The sequence below is a fragment of the Planktotalea arctica genome, from assembly GCF_002105285.1.
Taxonomy (GTDB): Bacteria; Pseudomonadota; Alphaproteobacteria; order Rhodobacterales; family Rhodobacteraceae; genus Planktotalea; species Planktotalea arctica.
This window is the reverse complement of record NZ_MUHR01000020.1, coordinates 55,190-75,195: the sequence shown is the minus strand read 5'-3', so window position 1 is coordinate 75,195 and position 20,006 is coordinate 55,190. Positions and strand designations below refer to the sequence as shown.

At 58.3% G+C, this 20,006-nt stretch carries 21 protein-coding genes; 8 read left to right on the top strand and 13 right to left on the bottom strand.

Going from position 1 to position 20,006, the window contains the following annotated elements; genetic code table 11:
- Positions 1 to 2: 2 nt before the first annotated feature.
- The 3 genes from B9P63_RS16270 to B9P63_RS16260 all read right to left on the bottom strand — a co-directional run bounded on the left by B9P63_RS16270 (position 3) and on the right by B9P63_RS16260 (position 3,477).
- Positions 3 to 608 (bottom strand): MlaC/ttg2D family ABC transporter substrate-binding protein, encoded by a 606-nt coding sequence (locus B9P63_RS16270; protein ID WP_085310730.1) that lies wholly within the window; start codon positions 606 to 608, stop codon positions 3 to 5.
- Between the two features lie 2 nt (positions 609 to 610).
- The gene (locus tag B9P63_RS16265; RefSeq protein WP_085310728.1) at positions 611 to 1,456 is read right to left on the bottom strand and encodes an MlaA family lipoprotein; all 846 of its coding nucleotides are present in this window, start codon (positions 1,454 to 1,456) and stop codon (positions 611 to 613) included.
- 89 nt (positions 1,457 to 1,545) lie between these two features.
- Positions 1,546 to 3,477, bottom strand: coding sequence for a lytic transglycosylase domain-containing protein (locus B9P63_RS16260; RefSeq protein WP_085310726.1), 1,932 nt, complete (start codon positions 3,475 to 3,477; stop codon positions 1,546 to 1,548).
- 155 nt (positions 3,478 to 3,632) lie between these two features.
- Here B9P63_RS16260 and dapA point away from each other — a divergent pair, with 155 nt between their 5' ends.
- Positions 3,633 to 4,508, top strand: coding sequence for a 4-hydroxy-tetrahydrodipicolinate synthase (gene dapA / locus B9P63_RS16255; protein WP_085310724.1), 876 nt, complete (start codon positions 3,633 to 3,635; stop codon positions 4,506 to 4,508).
- On the opposite strand, the gene B9P63_RS16250 is transcribed toward dapA, so the two are convergent.
- Positions 4,501 to 5,568: a helix-turn-helix domain-containing protein gene (locus tag B9P63_RS16250; RefSeq protein WP_085310722.1), complete on the bottom strand. Its 1,068-nt coding sequence runs from the start codon at positions 5,566 to 5,568 to the stop codon at positions 4,501 to 4,503. The two genes, dapA and B9P63_RS16250, sit on opposite strands and share 8 nt — an antisense overlap.
- Before the next feature lie 128 nt (positions 5,569 to 5,696).
- On the opposite strand from B9P63_RS16250, the gene B9P63_RS16245 reads away from it, so the two are divergent.
- A complete protein-coding gene (locus B9P63_RS16245; protein ID WP_085310720.1) occupies positions 5,697 to 6,725 on the top strand; it encodes an alpha/beta hydrolase family protein in 1,029 nt (342 codons plus the stop codon).
- A 42-nt stretch (positions 6,726 to 6,767) separates the two neighbouring features.
- On the opposite strand, the gene B9P63_RS16240 is transcribed toward B9P63_RS16245, so the two are convergent.
- From B9P63_RS16240 to B9P63_RS16210, 7 genes are all read right to left on the bottom strand, one after another.
- On the bottom strand, positions 6,768 to 8,072 hold the full coding sequence (locus B9P63_RS16240; RefSeq protein ID WP_085310718.1) for a M16 family metallopeptidase: 1,305 nt from the start codon (positions 8,070 to 8,072) through the stop codon (positions 6,768 to 6,770).
- Positions 8,069 to 9,427 (bottom strand): M16 family metallopeptidase, encoded by a 1,359-nt coding sequence (locus B9P63_RS16235; RefSeq protein WP_085310716.1) that lies wholly within the window; start codon positions 9,425 to 9,427, stop codon positions 8,069 to 8,071. Before B9P63_RS16235 ends, B9P63_RS16240 begins: the two co-directional genes overlap by 4 nt.
- Before the next feature lie 102 nt (positions 9,428 to 9,529).
- Entirely contained in the window at positions 9,530 to 10,024 is a 495-nt protein-coding gene (locus tag B9P63_RS16230) for a DUF3035 domain-containing protein (RefSeq protein ID WP_245830719.1), read from the bottom strand.
- Between the two features lie 115 nt (positions 10,025 to 10,139).
- Positions 10,140 to 10,616 (bottom strand): signal peptidase II, encoded by a 477-nt coding sequence (gene lspA, locus B9P63_RS16225; RefSeq protein ID WP_085310712.1) that lies wholly within the window; start codon positions 10,614 to 10,616, stop codon positions 10,140 to 10,142.
- A gap of 26 nt (positions 10,617 to 10,642) precedes the next feature.
- Complete coding sequence (gene purH, locus B9P63_RS16220) at positions 10,643 to 12,232, bottom strand: bifunctional phosphoribosylaminoimidazolecarboxamide formyltransferase/IMP cyclohydrolase (protein WP_085310710.1); 1,590 nt, start codon at positions 12,230 to 12,232, stop codon at positions 10,643 to 10,645.
- Between the two features lie 5 nt (positions 12,233 to 12,237).
- Positions 12,238 to 13,995, bottom strand: coding sequence for a heparinase II/III family protein (locus B9P63_RS16215; protein ID WP_085310821.1), 1,758 nt, complete (start codon positions 13,993 to 13,995; stop codon positions 12,238 to 12,240).
- Between the two features lie 87 nt (positions 13,996 to 14,082).
- Complete coding sequence (locus B9P63_RS16210) at positions 14,083 to 15,354, bottom strand: RsmB/NOP family class I SAM-dependent RNA methyltransferase (protein ID WP_085310708.1); 1,272 nt, start codon at positions 15,352 to 15,354, stop codon at positions 14,083 to 14,085.
- An 81-nt stretch (positions 15,355 to 15,435) separates the two neighbouring features.
- Between B9P63_RS16210 and B9P63_RS16205 the strand changes: the two genes are divergently transcribed.
- Positions 15,436 to 15,624 carry a DUF1674 domain-containing protein gene (locus B9P63_RS16205; RefSeq protein ID WP_085310819.1) on the top strand — a complete coding sequence of 63 codons (189 nt, stop codon included), beginning with the start codon at positions 15,436 to 15,438 and terminating at the stop codon, positions 15,622 to 15,624.
- A 25-nt stretch (positions 15,625 to 15,649) separates the two neighbouring features.
- Here the strand turns inward: B9P63_RS16205 and B9P63_RS16200 are convergent, their stop codons facing one another.
- Positions 15,650 to 16,003: a dihydrodipicolinate reductase gene (locus B9P63_RS16200; RefSeq protein ID WP_085310706.1), complete on the bottom strand. Its 354-nt coding sequence runs from the start codon at positions 16,001 to 16,003 to the stop codon at positions 15,650 to 15,652.
- A gap of 111 nt (positions 16,004 to 16,114) precedes the next feature.
- Entirely contained in the window at positions 16,115 to 16,924 is an 810-nt protein-coding gene (gene dapB / locus B9P63_RS16195) for a 4-hydroxy-tetrahydrodipicolinate reductase (RefSeq protein ID WP_085310704.1), read from the bottom strand.
- 84 nt (positions 16,925 to 17,008) lie between these two features.
- Here dapB and rbfA point away from each other — a divergent pair, with 84 nt between their 5' ends.
- From rbfA to B9P63_RS16170, 5 genes are read left to right on the top strand one after another with little or no spacing between them, the layout of a single operon-like run.
- Positions 17,009 to 17,434, top strand: a complete 426-nt coding sequence (gene rbfA / locus B9P63_RS16190) for a 30S ribosome-binding factor RbfA (RefSeq protein ID WP_085310817.1) — start codon at positions 17,009 to 17,011, stop codon at positions 17,432 to 17,434.
- Positions 17,431 to 18,168, top strand: coding sequence for a phosphodiester glycosidase family protein (locus tag B9P63_RS16185; RefSeq protein ID WP_085310702.1), 738 nt, complete (start codon positions 17,431 to 17,433; stop codon positions 18,166 to 18,168). The genes rbfA and B9P63_RS16185 overlap by 4 nt, the downstream gene beginning before the upstream one ends.
- A 58-nt stretch (positions 18,169 to 18,226) precedes the next feature.
- Positions 18,227 to 19,144: a tRNA pseudouridine(55) synthase TruB gene (truB, locus tag B9P63_RS16180; protein WP_085310700.1), complete on the top strand. Its 918-nt coding sequence runs from the start codon at positions 18,227 to 18,229 to the stop codon at positions 19,142 to 19,144.
- 40 nt (positions 19,145 to 19,184) lie between these two features.
- Entirely contained in the window at positions 19,185 to 19,697 is a 513-nt protein-coding gene (locus tag B9P63_RS16175; protein ID WP_085310698.1) for a DUF1643 domain-containing protein, read from the top strand.
- Complete coding sequence (locus tag B9P63_RS16170) at positions 19,694 to 19,978, top strand: DUF5665 domain-containing protein (protein WP_085310696.1); 285 nt, start codon at positions 19,694 to 19,696, stop codon at positions 19,976 to 19,978. Before B9P63_RS16175 ends, B9P63_RS16170 begins: the two co-directional genes overlap by 4 nt.
- The last annotated feature ends 28 nt before the right edge of the window (positions 19,979 to 20,006 follow it).

Sequence of the window (20,006 nt, the reverse complement as noted above, 5' to 3'; positions counted from 1 at the left end):
CGTTAGCCAGCATTTTTCAAATCGTTGATCATCGCGTCGATATTGCCGCCGCGCCGGTCAATCATCGCGCCGATTTCCGTGCGCTCAGTCAGCAGCAAATTGATGCCTTCGATGAACATGTTGAAAAACTTGTCGCGCCCCGTGCGGTTGGACACGAGAAACGTCACCGTAAAGGGAGATTCGCCGCGCAGGTAGGCAGTGGTCTTCACTTCGAACCAGCTTTTCACCGGACGCACGCTTTGCACCTCAAGGCGTCCACCGATGAATTCGCGAAAGCGCGATCCGTATTTGCGCGAAATATAGGTCTGGAACGCATCAGAAAAGGCCTTCTTCTGCGCACCGCTGGCGCGGCGCCCATCGTTGCCCATCGCATAGGCCGCTATGTAAGATGTGTCGCCATATTTGCTAAACACGCGTTCAAAATCGCGAAACATCGCCTGTTCGGACTTGCCCGAACCAATGATGCGATTGATCTCGCCGACCAGTTCATCGACCAACTGCTTGGCGCTGACATTGTCGAGCGCGAGCGCACTGCTGGGCGTCAGGGTCAAGCCGGCCAATCCGGCACCGACAAGCCCTGCGGCGTGACGCCTCGTGACATTGCTCATGGTCAAAATCCTTCGGTGTTCAGATCAAACGGGTTGATTTCTTCTGCCGCATCACCGTCGCCCAGTTTAAAGCGGCGGTTTTGCAAGTATAGGCCGCGCGCCTGCGCATAGCTGTCGGCGCTATTATAGAGTATTGCATCGATCGCATCCGCGTAACGGCCCCGGTTGCCCAACCCTGACGCAACGCCCGCGCCAGTGCCAACATATTTTTCAGGGCTCGGCAAAACATAGCTGAGCGGGTTGGAGAACAGATCCACCAACTTGCCCGCTGCTGCGCGCTCTGTCGAAGGGCCAAGTAGCGGTAGCTCTACATAAGCACCCTCCGGCACACCCCACACATATAGGGTCTGGCCAAAATCGCCCTCGATCTCGTCGATGCCAAAATCGCCAGCGGCATCAAACAGTCCACCAAATCCAAGCGTCGTGTTCACCACGAAGCGAATGGTATTGCGAAATGCACCCTCCACGTTGCCTTGCAACAGATTGTTCACGACAGCGGAGGGCAGGCCCAGATTGGACGAGAAATTCCCGATGCTGTCTTCAAGATCATCAGGGATTGCCTTGGTATATCCCACACCCGCAGGACGCACGAGGTTCTTGTCGAGCGCGCGATTGACTTCATGGTTCTGCCGATTGACCATTTCATGCGGATCGAACACGTCGCCGGGAAGCTGGCCTGGCCCTGGCTGCGTACAGCCCGCTATGAAGAACGTAAAAACCGCAAAAATCGGAAAGATCACGCGGCGCGTGTGGTCGGAAGTATGGCGCACAAAAATACCCACCCAGATCTGGTTCTTAACGGCACATCTAATCTGATAGCCCAGAAGAACCAGTGCAAAAGCCGTCATTTAAAGGGGATGTAACCCTTGCGTGACAACTATTTATTAAAATTCATGGGCTAACCTTGGCATATTGCGCCGTAAAGGGAAAGGCGGGGCTAGCGCATCTGCACCAGCTCTTTGGAAAAAGGGATCGGCAAAGCAGTTTTACCAAGGCGCGCGCGGTAGACAGGCAGGCTTTCGGTCACGCGCATCGCATAGTTGCGGGTTTCGCGAAACGGGATGTGTTCAATCCAGTCTACCACGTCGATTTCGCCTTTGCGCGGATCACCATAAACCTCCATCCAGCGCACTGGGCGGCCCGGACCTGCGTTATAACCTGCGGAAATCATCACCGGATTGCCGCCAAATTGCTTATACAGGCGCGCTAGATAGGCCGTACCAAGACGCGTATTGTAGCGCCAATCCGCCGTCAGTTTCTCGCGGGCGTAATCAATGCCCAGTTCATCAGCCACGTTCTGCGCAGTGGCGGGCATCACCTGCATCAGCCCGCGCGCGCCCGCGCCGGAAACGACTACAGGATCAAACTCGCTTTCGCGGCGCGCGATAGCGAGCGCAAATTCGGTTGCAATCGGATGCTCGGTCTTGGCCAGATCATGCAGCGCATAATAAGGCGCGGGGATGGTCACACCGGCACTTGCCGCGCGCTTGCCGATCATCACCGCGATATGCGGCTCGTTCAGATCAAGCGCGACCTGCCCAAGTTGCGCCGATTCCAGCGGACTCAGGCTTTCGGTGAGATGGGTGAAAAACCGCTCCGAGAGGGTCAGCTCACCCGCTTGCAGCGCGAGCACGGCAGCTTGAAAAACGGTTGAACCCATAAACGATGCGCCGCGCCAATCGGGCAAGGCGGCTGCGCCTGCAAGGCTTTGATCAAAGGGCAATCCCGCACGTTCGGCGGCCAGCAATCCGTAAAAGCTCGATTGATATTCGGCACCGTCTGCAAAGGCGGCTTTGGCAGCACCGGCATCGCCCAGTTCCTGATAGGCGCGCCCGATCCAATAGCCTGCGCGCCCGCGCGAAATGGGCGTGACGACCGCGCCTTGATGCGCCTTGAAATGCACCAGCGCCTTGGCAGGATCGTTCAGAAAGCGCAGCGCCAGATAGCCGCTTAGCCATTCGAGATCGGCAAAGTTAGATCCTTCACGCAGATGATGCTGACTAGCGAGCGCGTAGGCGAGCGCATGATCCTTGTCGCGCATCAATTGCCGAGCGAGCGAACGGCGACGGTTCGCCCATTCCTCCGGCTCGCCCAGCGACTTGGCACTTTTGCTGGCGCTGAGCGCTAGCTCGACCGCACCTTCGGTCAGGCCCTTGCGCGCGCGCCACACGAACCGCTCATAGGCGAGGCCGGGATCATCTTGCAGCGATGCAGGCACCGCATCGATCAATGCGTCGATGCCGGGAATGCGCGCGCGCAGGCCCATCCGCGCCTTGGCGAGCTTCTGGTATGCCTCCGAGACAAGTGGCAACATGCGCTCGGTATTGTTGTCCCAATCCTGCCAGAGCACCATATCGAGCCGCGCGACGTGATGCGCGCCCAACAGCTCGCCATGATCCGCGAGCATCCGCGCATGCGTCTGCGCCCCGATGGCCATGCTACGCCATGCCAACACGAGGCCCGCATCGGCAGAGCCTGCATCACCTCCGGCGCGCAGCGCGCGCGAATGAGCGAGCGCGCCTTCGGGGGTTTGCGGCAAAGCGTTTTTGAAAAACAACAACACGTCCGCACCGCTCGCATCCAGCATGGCAGCTTCGCTTTTCTTGCGCAGCCAGTCTAGGCCCGGCCAGTCAGGGTTGAGATCAAGGAAAAGCAGCACCTCTTCCGCCGTGCCGCGCCCGCCGCGCAAGCGATGCCATTCGATCAGATCATAAGCGACGGGGCTGACGTCGCTCGCAATCGTGCGCGCACCTGTCCAGTCGCCCGCGCGCATCGCATCAAAGGCACGCGCAAGGGGCGCGTGGCTATCGCTGCGGCCTATAACAGGCGCACATAGGCATAGAAAAAGCAAAAAGGTGAAACGCATCATGGCTTGCAATTCATTCAATGACAAAGGATAGACACGGCACAACCTAGCCTCTGGGTCGCTGGCTGCAAATCACAATCGCACCAGTGGACAGATCAAACCCAAGGCTTGATCATCTGTCCGGGCCTTACGCCTGCCAAAACCAAGAGGAGCGTGTCATGTTTACTGGGTCTCTACCTGCACTGATCACGCCGTTCAAGAACGGCGAGCTGGATCTGGATACTTTGAAAAAACTTGTCGAATGGCACATTGGCGAGGGCAGCAGCGGTTTCGTCCCCGTCGGCACCACCGGCGAAAGCCCGACGTTGACCCACGCCGAGCATGAAACAGTAGTCGATGAAGTCGTGCGCGCATCCGCGGGCCGTCTTCCGGTGATTGCAGGTGCGGGGAGCAACAACACGCTCGAATCCATCCGCTTGGTCCAGCACGCCGAAAAAGTCGGCGCAGATGCGGCACTTGTCGTAACGCCTTATTACAATAAGCCAACACAGCGAGGCTTGATCGCACATTTTGCCGCGATCCATGACGCAGCGAACCTGCCGATCATTATCTACAACATCCCGGGCCGCTCGGTCGTAGACATGACGCCCGAGACCATGGGCGCGTTGGCAAAACTTCCGCGTATCGTCGGCGTCAAGGATGCCACGGGCGATCTTGCCCGCGTTCCGCTCACCCGCATGACCTGCGGCAAAGATTTTATCCAGCTGTCCGGCGAAGATGCGACCGCGCTTGGCTACAACGCCCATGGCGGCGTTGGCTGCATTTCCGTGACGGCAAACGTTGCGCCCAAACTTTGCGCGCAAATGCAGGCGGCAACACTAAAGGGCGATTTTTCCACGGCCCTGGAAATCACCGACCGCCTGATGCCACTTCACAAGGCGATCTTTACCGAGCCGGGCCTCGTCGGCGCGAAATACGGCATGTCCAAGCTGGGCCTTTGCAGCGAAGAAGTCCGCTCGCCCCTCACGGGCCTCACGGATGAAACCAAAGCCATGATCGACGCGGGCATGCACCACGCGGGCTTGATCAACTAGGCTCGGATCGGGCGGGATCGCTCCCGCCCGACGCGCCTTGGCGATAGGCGGCCGGGCTTTGTCCGTATATCCTTTTAAACTCACGATAGAAGTTCGAGCGAGTCAGAAACCCTGACTGCGCCATGACTTTCGCCACGCTTTCATCGGTGCCGCGCAGCAGGTCTGCTGCATGATCCATGCGAAACCGGTTCACATATTGCGACACGTTCACGCCCTGCGTCTGATTCACCGCGACCGACAAATCGCGCACGGCCACATGCAAGCGGCGCGCAAGGCGCTGCACCGATAGATCGGGTTCCAGATATAACCGCGAAGACATCAGGAACGCGCGTGCCTCTTGCTCCAGCTTGATGCGATCATCCGTTTCTCCCTGCATCGGAATCGTCGTTTTGCCGCGCGGCGCAGCGATCATCGAGGGCAGGATGAAGATCAGCGCAAGCAGGGCTCCCAAGATCGGAATTGATGCGAAAGAGATAAGCGCCTTCGCATTGCGCCCGCTGTTCAAGGCGAAATCAAAGGCAATCACCGTGTCGATCACAAGGATCGAAGTCATCAGAAATACACCCCGCAGCATCCAGCTCGATACTTTTTGTGTCACATCAAAATGCGCATGGATCAGGTGATCCGGCCCTTTGCGCCAAAGCTGCAAAAGCAAGACGATATAAAACAGATAGCTTCCCGAAATCACCCAATCCAGAGCGTTAAGCGGCCTTGGTGCAGCGAGCAGAATCCCCATGATCAACAGCGCAGCGCCAAGATGGCGCAAGGCATGAATGCGAAACCGCTCTTTCGGAATTGCGAAAGCGGCAAAGCCCAGAAAGATCAGCGGCCCGACAAGCAAGGGAAGGATCCGCTGCACCAGGATGAGGTGTTCGATGCCATAGCCAAAACGCAGACCGACCAACATCGAACTTAGGCTCAAGAGCGCGAACAACAGCGCGAAGCACAGGCGCGCCTTGCGGCTTCCCCAATCGAGCTTGAGAAGCAAAACCGCGATCCCTGCGCCAAGCAGTGCGGTCAGGATGGGCAACGGTAAAACCAGCAACGCACTGTCCTGCATATGTCCTCTTTCCCGCTTTGCCTGTCCTAAATCGGATTAAAGGACAGGTTCGCCCGGCGCTCTGCATTGCCGTATCCGCACATTGGGCGCAACTCCATCTCTATCACGCAAACACATTGGAGTTCGATATGAAACACCTGATCCACTTCCTAGCCCTGACGCTTGGCATCACCGCAGGCCATGCCCGCGCAGAGACTTTCACACCCGCGATGCGCAGTATCGTCATCGAGGACGCCGTCCGCCCGATGGAGGCGATCCTATGGTATCCAACCGCGCATGGCGCTCCTATGCAGCAGGGGCATCGCAATGGTGTTTGGGTTGGCGTCGAGGTCGCCAACGATGCGCAGCCCATGGCGGGCGCACATCCGCTCGTGATCCTGTCGCACGGCATGTACGGCAATGCGCGCAATCAAAACTGGCTGGCGATTGAGCTGGTGAAAGCAGGCTACATCGTAGCTTCGCTCAACCATCCCGGCACATCCACGCGGGCGCGCGACCCTGATGACGCTCGGCAAATCTGGGAGCGCGCAAAGGACGTGACGCGCGCCATCGACTCTTTGCTGGAGAACGCCGACATAAGGCCAAACATCGATCCCGCGCGCATCTTTATGGCTGGTCATTCGCTTGGCGGAATGACAGGCGCGCAATTGGCTGGCGCGCGCTACGACCCTGCACAGATCGACGCGACCTGCGCCACCGATCCGGGTGCCTTGATTTGCGAGATCATCGAGCTTTGGCAACTTGGCAAGACGCCCGCAGATCGTGCGGCCATTGCGCAAGACCTGCACGAGCCGCGGATCAAGGGGTTTGCCCTACTTGATCCGGGTGCGTCGCAAGTATTCTCCGCGCAAAGCCTTGGCGCGATCCGCGCGCCGGTGTTGGTGATCGGCGCACCCAAGGATGCCCCCGGTGCGCTTGATCTGAATGTGGAAGCCCGCGCTCTAATTGCGCAACTTGCACCCGGCAACGCCACATATATCGAGCCGGAAAGCCTCTCGCATTTCGACTTTCTGGGCCTTTGCACTGAACGTGCAATCCCCATTTTGGAAAGCGAAACCGCCGGCGACGGGATGGTCTGTGTCGATGGCACGAACGAACGTGTCGCGGATCATGCGATTATCACGAAAGCGGTGATCGACTTCTTCGCCGCGCAGTAAAAGGCATCGCGCGCTCTCGCTTCTTGCAAGAACGCGCGTGTTTCAAAGGCCCTCAGGCTGGCCAACGACGGTAAAATGCAGCGCATCGGGCAGGTACACCTCTTTGATCACGCGGTTGATTTCGTCCAGCGTCACCGCCATCACCTGGTCGTTGCGTGTGTTGATGTAATCCGTCGAAAGCCCCTCCATTTGCATCCCTACGAGGATGTTCGCGATCGGTCCGTTGCCGTCAAAACGCAGCGGATAGGCCCCCGTCAGATAAGTCTTGGAGTGGTCAAGCTCGGCCTGCGTGACGCCGTCGCGCGCGATGCGCGCCCACTCGGCCTTGATCACGTCGATCGCATCGCCAATCCGGTCGTTGGCAGAGGCGACCTGCCCTACCACCATTTCCGCATGGTCCTGCGTGGCAAGGTAGGAATAGACGCCATAGGTCAGCCCCCGCTTGTCGCGCACTTCCTGCATCAAGCGGCTCTCGAAACCGCCGCCGCCCAGAATGGTGCTGGCCACAAATGCGGCAAAGAAATCAGGGTCATGGCGTTTGATCCCGCGATGTCCGAACAGGGCGACGGATTGCGGCGTCTCGAACGGTACGACTGTGACGCCCGGCTCCAATGCCACTTCGACACGGCTTGGCATTGGCGCGCCGGTGTCTGGCAGATCGGCCAAAAGGCTATCCATCATCGCGCCAAGTTCTTCGGCTGTGATGTCGCCCACGGCGCTGATGAACACGCGGTCTTTCGCCATGCTGGCGCGGTGCGCCGCAAACATATCGTCGCGCGTCAAGGCCGCCACACTTTCAGGCGTGCCGCTTGAGGGCGCACCATAGGGATGATCGCCAAAAGCCGCTTTGTCGAAGGCGGCACGCGCGATCTTGTTGGGGTCTTTCAGATCAGATTGCAGCATCGAGAAAATCTGCCCTTTGACGCGATCGATCGCAACAGCGTCAAAACTCGGTGCGCTTATCGCGCCTTTCAACAGTGCAATCGCAGCATCGCGGTTTTCGCTCAGCATACGCACTGAAACAGATACACTGTCGTCCGAAGAATCAAAGTTGAAAGAGGCCGACAACTCATCGACCGCCTGCGCAAAGGCGCGTGCATCAAGATCGCCCGTGCCCTCCTCGAGCAAGGCCATCATCAATGACGTCGCGCCGCGTTTGTCCGAGGCTTCCAGCGATGCGCCACCTTTGAAACCGATGCGCAGCGCCATGAAGGGGATCGTGTGATCCTCGACTAGCCACGCTTTGAAGCCCATGGGCGACGTGACTTCCTGTATATCGACGCCCGCGCGCAGTGGCGCGGCAAGGATCGTTACAGCCGCGAGAACGCTCAGGAAAAACAGTTTCATTGCGTCACCTCCGCGCCCGAAGTCAGCCACCCCGTGACCGACGTGCGACCCTGCAAAACGTCGCGCAGCGCCACTTTGATTTCATCCTCCGTCACGCTCTCGACGATATCGGGCCACTCCAGAATATCCTTGACGGTCAGGCCCGAGGTCAATGCGCGCCCATAGCGATTGGCAAGGCCCTGCACGTTGTCCTTGGCATAAATGTCTTGCGCGCGCAGGTTACGTTTGATCCGCTCAAGATGGGCAAGATCGATCGGCGTTTCGAGAAATTCCAGCAAGACGCGGTCCATATTTGCCTCTGCCTCACTCAGGCTGACGCCCGGCACTGGAACGTTGATCACCGTAAAACGCGTGTCGTCAAGCGATGTACCACGGTAATAGGCCGTCGCAAAAACCGAGCTTTTGTCCTCGAATTGCAACTTTTGCGTCATGAATGCAGTCTGCCCATCACCCAGCAACTGCGCACCCAGCATCAGGGCAGCCGCTGTTTTCTGATCGCCGCTATCGCGCTCGGGCGCAAGGTAGGCGCGGCTGACATAGGGCTGCGCGACGCGCGGATCCTCGAATACGAGGCGGCGCGCGGCGTTGTGCGGCGGTTCTTGCGGGCGCGCGCGCTCAGGCAGATCGGGGTTGGCGGGCAAAGGGCCGTAATGCTGCTCGGCAAGGGTTTTTACGTCTTCGGGCGTCACATCCCCAGCGACGATCAAAATCGCATTGTTGGGCGCATAGAATTGATCGTAGTAATCCTGCGCATCCTGCAGACTAAGCGTCACCATCTCGTGACGCCAGCCAATGATCGGCACGCCATAGCGGTGGTTCAGGAACATGGCGGCATTGGCTTGCTCGCCGAACAAGGCTCCGGGATCATTCTCCGTGCGTTGATTACGCTCTTCGATGATCACTTCACGCTCTGTCAGGATATCTGCTTCGGATAGGCGCAGATTAACCATGCGATCTGCTTCCATCGTCATCATCAACTCAAGCCGGTCCGAGGCGACGCGCTGGAAATAGGCAGTGTAGTCATAAGAGGTGAATGCGTTGTCAGAGCCACCGTTGGCCGCTACGGTCTTGGAAAATTCGCCGCTTTGCAAGTTGTCCGTCGCTTTGAACAGCAAGTGCTCCAGAAAATGCGAAACGCCGGATACGCCGGGTTTTTCATCCGCAGAACCAGCGCGATACCACATCATGTGAACAACAACAGGCGCGCGGTGATCCTCGATCACCACGACCTCCATCCCATTATCGAGCGCAAAGGTGCTGGTCTGATCATCCCAGCGCGTTATGTCGGCAAACGCAGCAAGTGGGGCAGACAGCAAGGCCAGAGCAGGCACTGCCAAACGAAGTCCAAAGCGCATAATAATATTCCTCAAACGGGGTCGCAACCGGGTCGATATTGATCACAACCTACGCGCGCCAAGGCGCGTTTCAAGCGTACTGACGCTATCGTGAGGCGATAATCAGTTCGCAGGCGGTGCCGACGGCGTCTTTACGCCAGCGCGGCGCGCGGCATCTAGCGTTTGGCGCGAGTCCAATATTTGGCTTTTGTAGACCTGAACATAGCGATCCGTCTTGAACAGACGGATATTTGTAAAGCGACCACGCCGCTTGCGAAAATCCGCATCTTCCGCACTGGTGGTCGCGCGAATATTGCCCGGAACGCCGTAGCGCGACGCATTTGCGATCAAAGCACTGTCACTTCGCGGCACGCCCTGATCCGCCAAAAGCGCAGGATTCCCACCTAGCGCCGCAACTGCATCCTGACGGGGCGTAGCATCTACCAAATTCGCCTGCCCGGGTGCCGGGGTAGGCAAAGTTTTATAATTGTCTGGTGTTTGCAACGGCTTATTGGGAACAATTGCAAACTCTTCCGGCCCTGCCGCAGGATCACTTAAATCGCGCAGGCCTTTGTTCTCGCCGCAAGCGGCAAGACTAAGGACAATAACAAGGGTCAAAATACTCGCCGGTCGCATGGGTTAACTCCGCTCCGTTCGCTGTGTTTTAGCGCATAGAATCAGCGCCGTCACGTAGGCTTTTCATTTGATCCGGAACAACGCGATATTTGCGGAATTATCCGGCTTTCTCATTGTCGTCACCACCGAAAATTACCATCCCGAAGGCGCCCGCAAAAATCGCAATATCGGCGATGTTGAAGGAAAACGGGTTGGTAAAGCCACAGCAGCTCATATTCAGGAAATCCGCAACGGCTCCGTAAAGCACGCGATCAATGACATTGCCTAGCGCGCCACCAATCAAAATACCTGCACTGATCAAACCGATGCGGTCAAACTTCTCCTTGCGCAGCCAGTAAAGGACAAAGGCGATGATCAAAAACGCAATACCGATCAAAATCCAGCGCGTCGAAGAATTATCCCCCGCAAACAGCCCGAAATTGATCCCGTAGTTCCACGCCATACGCAGATTGAGAAAAGGCGGCAGCACATCGATGCTGCCCACTTCGCGCAGGTTCATCCAGTGAACCACGAGGTACTTCGTTGCCTGATCCGCAAGAAACACCCAAAAGCCTGCCCAAAACACCAGACGCATCTGCGTCCTCCTTCAGAAATTCGCGCCTAATGGCGGAAGTGGCGCATACCTGTAAAGACCATCGCAAGTCCAGCCTCATCTGCTGCCGCAATTACTTCGTCGTCGCGCATGGAGCCGCCCGGCTGAATGACACAGGATGCCCCCGCCGCCGCTGCTTCCAGCAAGCCATCCGCAAATGGAAAAAACGCGTCGGATGCGACTGCAGAACCAAGCGACAAGGGTGTCTCCAACCCCAGCACTTCGGCCATACGTTCAGATTTCGTCGCTGCGATCAAAGCACTATCAAGGCGGCTCATCTGGCCTGCGCCGACGCCGACCGTCGCACCGTCTTTGACATAAACGATCGCGTTTGATTTGACGTGTTTGGCAACTTTCCACGCGAACAAAAGATCGCGCATTTGTTCATCCGTGGGGGACAATTTGGTTACGACCCTCAAATCGTCCAGCCCGACGAACCCGTTATCTTTGTCCTGTACCAACATGCCGCCCGCGACCTGGCGATAGGTCAAACCGCCCGATTTGGTATCCGGCAAACCGTCCGTCGTCAGCAAGCGCAAGTTTTTCTTTGCGGCAAATATCTCACGCGCTTCGGCAGATGCGCCAGGCGCGATCACGACCTCGGTGAAAATGCCGACAATCTCTTTCGCCGTCGCCGCATCAAGCGGTTGATTCAGCGCAACAATCCCACCGAAAGCCGATGTACGATCACAATCGAACGCCTGTTTATACGCCTCCAGCAATGTGCCGCCAACGGCAACGCCGCAGGGGTTCGCATGTTTGATGATCGCGCAAGCCGCGGCCTGGGACGGGTCGAACTCGGCCACCAGTTCAAACGCCGCATCGGTGTCGTTGATGTTGTTATAGCTTAGCTCTTTACCCTGATGCTGCGTGGCTGTCGCAACCCCCGCGCGCGCAGTGCCATCAACATAGAACGCAGCAGTCTGGTGTGGGTTTTCCCCGTAGCGCAGCGTCTGGGACAGCGTGCCGGCAAATGCGCGGCGGCGCGGCGCAGAATCGCCCAGCGCATCGGCCATCCATGTCGAAACTGCAGCATCATAGGCACCGGTGCGTGCATATGCAGTCTGGGCGAGCTTCTGGCGAAACGCATAACTCGTCTGCCCCTCGTTCTCATCCAACTCAGCAAGCAGCGCATCGTAATCCTCGACATCGACCACGACGCTCACGAAGGCATGGTTCTTCGCAGCGGCGCGGATCATCGCAGGGCCTCCGATATCGATATTCTCGATGCAGGTTTCGTAATCGCCGCCATTGGCGACCGTCTCCTCGAAGGGGTATAGGTTAACGACCAGCAAATCGATTGCGCCGATGTTGTGCGCGTCCATCGCTGCCACATGCGCCTCGTTATCGCGCAGCGCCAAAAGACCTCCGTGCACCGCAGGGTGCAGCGTCTTGACGCGCCCGTCCATCATTTCGGGATAGCCTGTCACATCCGCCACGTCGCGCACGTCCAGCCCTGCATCGCGAAGCGTTTTTGCGCTACCGCCGGTCGAAAGCAATTCGACACCGCGCGCCGCAAGCGCACGGCCAAGCTCGATCAGCCCCGTCTTGTCGGATACGGAAAGCAAAGCGCGTTGAAGGGGAGCGAGATCGGTCATGGTGGTTAGTATCCTGAGTTCGAAAATTGCATATCGTCATCCGGCACAAGGTCGCGCACACCAACGGCAGTGTCCTGCGTTTTTGAAAGCGACCAGCGGATGCGCGTCGCATAGTCCATCGCGCGGCCAGTTAAAACGATCTGTTTTGTCGCGCGCGGCGATAGACGTCCTTTTTCAAGGTAAACACTTGGTTGCACACTAAGTTTGGCAACGCCGTCATGGCGAAACACCCATAACTCACCGCTTTTTTGCGCCATCGAGACCGCTGCGCCACCCATATCGAGGGCTGCATCCACTTCAGGATGCAGATGGAAGCGAATGGAATAAGCGATCCCTTGCAGGCTAATCTCGTCCATTTTGGCATCGAACCGCTTCTTGGACCCATCCTCTATCGCAACAAGCATGTCTTCCCCAGCAAGGCCACGTCCATTGAACGTCAACTCCAGCGTGCGCGCGTGGGTCAAACCATGGGTGCTGTCATAGCCGTCATGCCCCGCTTGAAGGCGCGTGCCGTCAGGGGCTTCGCTGACCTGAACAGGGACGTGTTTCGGCGCATCTACCAGCAATTCGAGCTTGTGCTTTTTGCTACCACTTGCCGCAAAACGCGCGCTGGAATAGCCGTCAATCGAAAGGACTGAATGGGACTGCGTGGCGCGCCCTGCACGGCGCCAATCCTCGCCAAAAACCTTGCCCGAGCCACAGTTCACAATTAACGGACGCCGCCCCGATGTTAGTTCGAATGCCAGCGTAGAGGCATGGGCATTGTGAGATGCGACCCCCTTGGGCGGGGCGCTCGCATCAAGCAAAATGCTAGTGCGCCCACCAGAGAGGCGCGCAAAACCCATGGACAGGCCGTCCGAATGTGCGCGGCGCACTTGGGAATTGGCCAAGGCTTGATCGAGCCGCCCGTCAACGCCGCGCCCGCCGCCATGAAAACGCGCAAGCCCACCATCAGCATGGCGCAAGGTGCGCAGGGTTGGCGCGATGCGTTCAATCGCGTCAAGATGTTCTTGCGGTGGAATAATCCCGGATTCGCGCAGACTGACCGCAGCCCACGTAATTAAGGTGAAAACATCCAGCAATTCTTCAGGGTTGCGCGTGGACAGCCCGCCCTCGGCATCGATCTGCTCAGCGCAGGCGCGGGCAAGCGCTTTGACGGCGGGGGTGACATGCGCCTCCATCCCGCTCAGGGAGAGGCCAGCATAAATCATTCCGGTAAGCGCCTCAAAACGCGCGAGGCCCGGTTCGGTCTTGTGCCAACGGCGGGCAAGAAACTTGGTTTGCTGCGTCAGCGATCGGTAGAAAATCTTGGAGGCTTCGGCGTCCTGCGCGCGCAGCAAGAACAGCGCGTGATTGATCCAGCGGATCAACCGTCGCCCCGTCAGCCCCGGGACCCAACCCGGCCCTTTGCCGCGCCCATAGGTGCCGATCCAGTCCCAGACCCAGGCCTGCGCCGATGCGCGGGCGCTATGATCGCCGACAGCGGCAAGATCATCGAGCCAACTAAACCCGTGCGCCTCGTTGCCAAAGGCGCTGTCGGGTGGCGTAATCACCCAGAGGCTTTGCCCCTCTGCCTCGACCAGATGTCCCGCGAACATAATATTGCCAGCACATAGCTGACGCCCCTTAGCGAAACTTCCGATCGTGCGGGGTTCAGGCTGCGAGACAAAGCCGGTCGCCGCCGTTTGGCGGGTCACAAGCCGCGCATGAATGCGGTGCATGGCGCGGGTCGTGCGCGCGGACCATTTGCTCGATATGGACATCTGCTCTGCCTCTTGCGCTCTTTTGGCGCGATTTATCATCGTCACCATAGGGGGCAGAGCGCCCAAAGTCACCGCACAATTCGCGCGTTAAAGCGGTTTGCGCAGCAGTGCGATGTAAAATCCATCCATACCGCCCATATCGGACCAATAGTCGGGGCGCAGGCGCAGGCCGCCTTCTTCGGTGATCCAGTCCTTGTCGATGCCGCCCAGCATCAGCGCATCACGGTCGACTTCCAATTCCGGGTGCATCTCCAGCAAATCCTCAATGTGGCACTCGCCCTCATCCGGCAGTAAGGAACAGGTGCAAAACAAGAGGCGCCCGCCAGGTTTAAGCAGCGTGATCGCATGGGACAGCATTTGCGCCTGCAACTCGATCAACTCGCCAAATTCGCTACCATCTTTCACCAGCGGTAAATCAGGATGCCGGCGGATCGTACCTGTGGCCGAACACGGCGCATCCAAAAGGACAGCATCGTATTGGCCTTGTGTCTCCAAAGCATCACCAACGACCAGCTCAGCGCTCAACTTGGCACGCTGCAAGTTCTCGCGCACCCGCTGCATGCGCCGCTCGGAGGTATCGATAGCAGTAACGTCAGCACCGCTCGCAGCCAATTGCATGGTCTTGCCACCGGGTGCGCAGCACAGATCGATGATCGCTTCGCCCTTTTGCGGCGCAAGGATGTGTACCGGCATCGCGGCGGCCGCATCCTGCACCCACCAATCGCCCGCCTCGTAGCCCGCCAAGGCGGAAACCTGCACAGCATCAGCGATCCGAACCGATCCCGTGGGCAAAATCGTGCCGTTGAGTACGCTCGCCAATGCAGCTCCATCGCCCTTTGGCGTCAAATCGAGCGGCGCACCAGAAAAATGGACGGCTTCGATCGCCGCGACATTTTCAGCGCCATAAGCCTGCGCAAGCGGCGCGCGCAACCATTTGGGCATATGCGGCACGCGTAGTTTCGCCCATTGTTCGGGGCCTTTATCGACGACCTTGCGCAAGACCGCATTAGCGAGACCCTTCAATTGCGCTGTGCGCTTGTTCGCACCCACGCTGCTGACCGCGTCATTCACGACGCCATGCGCTGCGCCGCCCGTGCACAGCTCGTAAGTGGCGATGCGCAGTACGTTATGCACAGCCATTGGCGGTGGTTTGCGCAGGAAAGGTTTCAAGACGCGGTCCGCGCGTTCCAGTGAACGAAGGGTTTCGGAGGCAAGGCGCTGCGCGCGCGCGCGATCTTCATAGGCCAGCTTGAGCATGAAGGGCGCGCCCAGCGCCTCAGAGAGCATTTTACGCTCGCCCAGAACCTGATCCAGCAATCCTGCCGCCGCGCGCCGCGCCGCTACACCGTTGTCTGCCATTCATTTCGCCCTTTGCGCTGCTTGCCGATCGTATCGCGCGGCGTATATCAAGGGGACAACCCCAAGGAAAGGAGCGCCGCGATGCGCGAGCCAAAAGAAAACGACACCCCCCAATTGCCAGACGCCGCCAAACGTGCGTTGGCCGAAGCAGAGGAACGCCGCAAAAACGCCAAAGAGCTGAACCTTGCGACCGAACTTGGCGGGCGCAACGGCCCCGAACCCGTGCGTTTCGGAGATTGGGAGAAAAAGGGCATCGCGATAGATTTCTGATCGCCGCACATTTAGCTGGGCCGGTCTAACGCAGCCTGAACTCCGCTGAATTGCCGCGCCCCTCGTCCGAGGTGAAGCGCAGCCTGCCATTGGACAGGCCTACTTCTTGGCAATTATAACCAAGTTCGGTCCCACCCCAATTCAGGTTTCGACAGAAGTAGCCGTTCTGCCACGTCCATTTTCCATTCACATTCCAGCTCGCCCCGCGACCAGAAATATTGCCTGCCGAGGAAACTTCGAGCTTGATCAAAGGTCGCGTCAGGGTCTTACCTTGCACGACCTTCAGAAATTCAGTCTTTTCGCTAATCTTGGTATAGCTTGCACTCGCAAATAAGGGCGCAGCTAGCAAAGCAATCAAGACGGCAAAGAATTTCCACATCGTTCAAGCCTCGTTGTTCATATTTATTCTACGCCACTTTCGTGCACTTAGATCAATAAAGGATGAACCGCCCAGAGTTTTTGCAGCGGATTTTCGCCGGATTTTACGAAATTATAACCCAAGCACATCGAGCATATCGTATTCGCCGGGTGCTTTGCCTTGCCCCCACAGCGCGGCTTTAATCGCGCCACGCGCAAAGACGCGCCGGTCCGTGGCCATGTGGCGCAGCACAATCCGCTCGCCCGCGGCAGCGAAAAGCACATCATGCTCGCCCACGATATCACCGCCGCGAATGGCCGTGAAACCGATATCGCCACGTTTGCGCGCCCCGGTGATGCCATCGCGCCCGCTATCGCGCACATCCACCAAAGCAACACCACGCCCTTCGGCAGCCGCTTCGCCCAACATCAGCGCGGTGCCGGAGGGGGCATCCACCTTCATGTTATGATGCGCCTCTATAACCTCGATGTCGAAATCCTCATCCAGCGCCGCCGATACCTTTTTCGTCAATTGCGTCAGCAGGTTGACTCCAAGGCTCATGTTGCCCGCACGCACGATCGGTGCATGATGCGAGGCCCGCTCGATCGCAGCGAGGTGGCTGTCATCAAAGCCTGTCGTGCCGATCACATGTACCGCGCGCGCTTGCGCCGCGAGACCGGCAAACGCAACACTGGCATCTGGGGCGGTAAAGTCGATCACGGCCTGCGCCTTGGCAAAGGCGTCCAGCGGGTCGTCGCTAACCAGAACGCCTATGTCAGCGCCGCCCATCGCGGCCCCCACATCGCGCCCAACCCAATGGTGACCTTCGCGCTCAAGTGCCGCGACCAGATGAACTTTGTCGCTTTCCAGAATGGTCTGGATCAGCATTTGGCCCATGCGGCCGGACGCGCCTGTCACGACAATTCCGGGGGTATCACTCATCGGGGTGCTCCTTGTCTCTTTTGCCACTGCATAGCGCGCAGTGCGCGGCTTGGCAAAGCCGCTGATAGCGCTTAGATGAAGCGCATGGCTAAGAAATCCTCTTCTCGCGGCTCCGGCCCATCGCAGCGTCAACTTCGGGTCGGCGAACTGATCCGTCGTGCGCTTTCGGAAATCCTGCATCGCGGTGATCTGCATGACACCGAACTCAATCGCCTTTCTATCACCGTGGGCGAAGTGCGCGTGACACCTGACCTTCGCGTTGCGACGGTTTATGCACTGCCTTTGGGAGGCACTGGAAAGGATGCGTTGATCACCCTGCTTGCGCGTAACAAGTGGGAGATACGCAATCTAATCAACAAGAAACTGGCGTTGAAACACTCGCCTGATCTGCGCTTCCGCCTTGACGAAACATTTGATCGTATGGACGAAACCCGCCGCTTGCTCTCGCAAGACGCCGTGCGCCGCGATCTGGAAAAGGTTGAGGACGAGAGCGAGGACGCGCCCGAATGATCCGGCGATTTGCCGCGCTGATCCTTCTCCTTGCAGGCCCGGTCCAAGCCAGTGAATGCCGCGAGGCGGAGTACGCGGACACGCCGTATGCGCTCTGCGAGGTCGATCTGACCCAAACTGAACTGCGCCTGTTTCTCAGAAACAAAAACGGCGATATTCACGGGTATTTTTCCTCTGTGAACAGCGATCTTGCAGCCGAGGGCAAAAAGCTCGGCTTTGCGATGAATGCTGGCATGTATCACGAGGATCGCGCGCCTGTGGGTCTCTACCTCGAGAACGGCACGCAAGCGCAGCGGCTCATCACGGCTGATGGGCCGGGCAATTTCGGCCTGCTGCCCAACGGCGTGTTCTGCATCGAAAAGGGGCGCGCAGCGGTGATCGAATCGCGTGCATTCGCCAGACAGCCGCGCGAATGCAACTTCGCCAGCCAATCCGGCCCAATGCTGGTGATCGACGGCGCGCTGCATCCGCGGTTTCTGATCGACAGCACATCGCGCTTCATTCGGAACGGCGTCGGCGTCAGCGCGGACGGACGCAAGGCCACCTTCGTTATTTCGCGAAAGCCCGTGACGTTTCACGCATTCGGAACGGTTTTCAAAGATTCGCTGAAAATCCCCAACGCGCTTTACTTCGACGGCAATATCTCGCGGATTTATGCACCGCAAATCGGGGCGTCCGGGCTGGGCTGGCAAAGTCTGGGACCAATCGTCGGCAGCGTTGTCCCTGCCGAGTAATTGACGCCTCTGCCGCTTTTGGATAGGCGACGCATTCATGCAATCAAGGAACCCCTGAATGGCACGCAAACGCAAAGGCCGCGATATTTCCGGCTGGCTGGTGATCGACAAACCCGCAGGGCTGACCTCGACCGCCGTCGTGAACAAGGTCAAATGGGCGCTCGACGCAAAAAAGGCAGGCCACGCCGGAACGCTCGATCCCGAAGCGACGGGTGTTCTAGCGATCGCGCTTGGCGAGGCGACGAAGACGGTGCCCTATATCACCGATGCTTTGAAGGCCTACCGTTTTACCGTGCGCTTGGGGCAAGCCACCAACACCGACGATGCCGAGGGAGAAGTAATCAAGCAGAGCGATCTGCGCCCCGAAGACGTGCAAATTACCGAATCTTTGCAAGGCTTTATCGGTGAAATTGAACAAGTCCCCCCCAAGTTTTCCGCCGTCAAGATCGACGGTCAACGCGCCTATAAACTCGCGCGCGACGGCGAAGATGTGGAGCTGGCCGCGCGCGCACTTTGGGTCGAGGAATTGCTGCTGATCGACCGCCCTGATGCGGATCACGTCGAGCTGGAAATGACCTGCGGCAAGGGGGGTTATGTGCGCTCGATCGCACGTGATCTGGGTGCGCTGCTCGGGTGCTACGGCCATGTTTTGAAGCTACGTCGCATATGGTCCGGTCCTTTCGACGCCGAGGATGGAATTTCGCTGGAGCAGGTTAATGAGTTGGCGCGCACGCCTGCGCTCGACACCCATGTCAAACCGCTGGAAATCGGGCTTGATGATCTGACCGAGCTGCGCTGCACCGAAGAGGGCGCGGCCAAATTGCGCAACGGTAATCCCGGCATGGTCTTCGCTGCAGACGGCGTCGAGTACGGCGATGAAGCATGGGCGTCGCTCAATGGTGAAGCGGTCGCCGTCGGCATTTACAAGGCGGGCGAATTGCACCCTTCGCGCGTGTTCGTTAAATCGCCGCTTTAAGCCGATTTGCAGCACGGTCGGTTTCAGGCATAAACGTAGCATGATTACCCGAACCCATACCAAGGGCGATGCGCCCTCGAGCGCGATCTATTCCGATTGCGAGCGGTATCGCTATTCCCTCAGCCGCATTTGGGACGCCGATGCAAAGCGCGTTCATTTCGTCATGCTCAATCCCTCGACCGCGACGGAAATGCAGAACGATCCCACAGTCGAGCGATGCGAGCGGCGTGCGCGTACGCTTGGCTTTGGCAGCTTCACGGTTACTAACATATTTGCATGGCGCGATACCGATCCACGCGGCATGAAAGCGGCGCACGATCCTGTCGGACCGGCCAATGATCGCGCGATTCTCGATGCCAGCGGGGAAGCGGATCAAATCATTGCAGCCTGGGGCACACATGGCGCGCATCTTGGGCGCGGCGCAGCGGTCGAAGCGCTGTTGCGTGCACATGGTAAACCGCTCTACCACCTCGGACTGAGCAAGGCGGGGCATCCGAAACATCCGCTTTATATCGCCTATTCCGAGCAACCAAGGCGATGGGACACGCTATGAAAGACGAGACGAACGCGCAGCTCGATAAACTGACCACAGAGCTTGAAACGCTCAACAAGCATCGCTTTGTGCGCGTTCATAACTCATTGTGGAAGTTGATATTTTTCCAGTTCACGCGCGGTTTGGCCTTCGGTCTCGGCTCAGTTCTGGGGGCGTCCATCCTTGTGTCGCTCTTGCTTTGGTGGCTCGCCCAATTCGAGTTCATCCCGATCATCGGTGATTTTGCCAGACAACTGATCGACTGGATCGATATTCCAGCGACTACACCGCGCGGGCGTTAACCAACTGATCTTATTATATTTGCTCTGG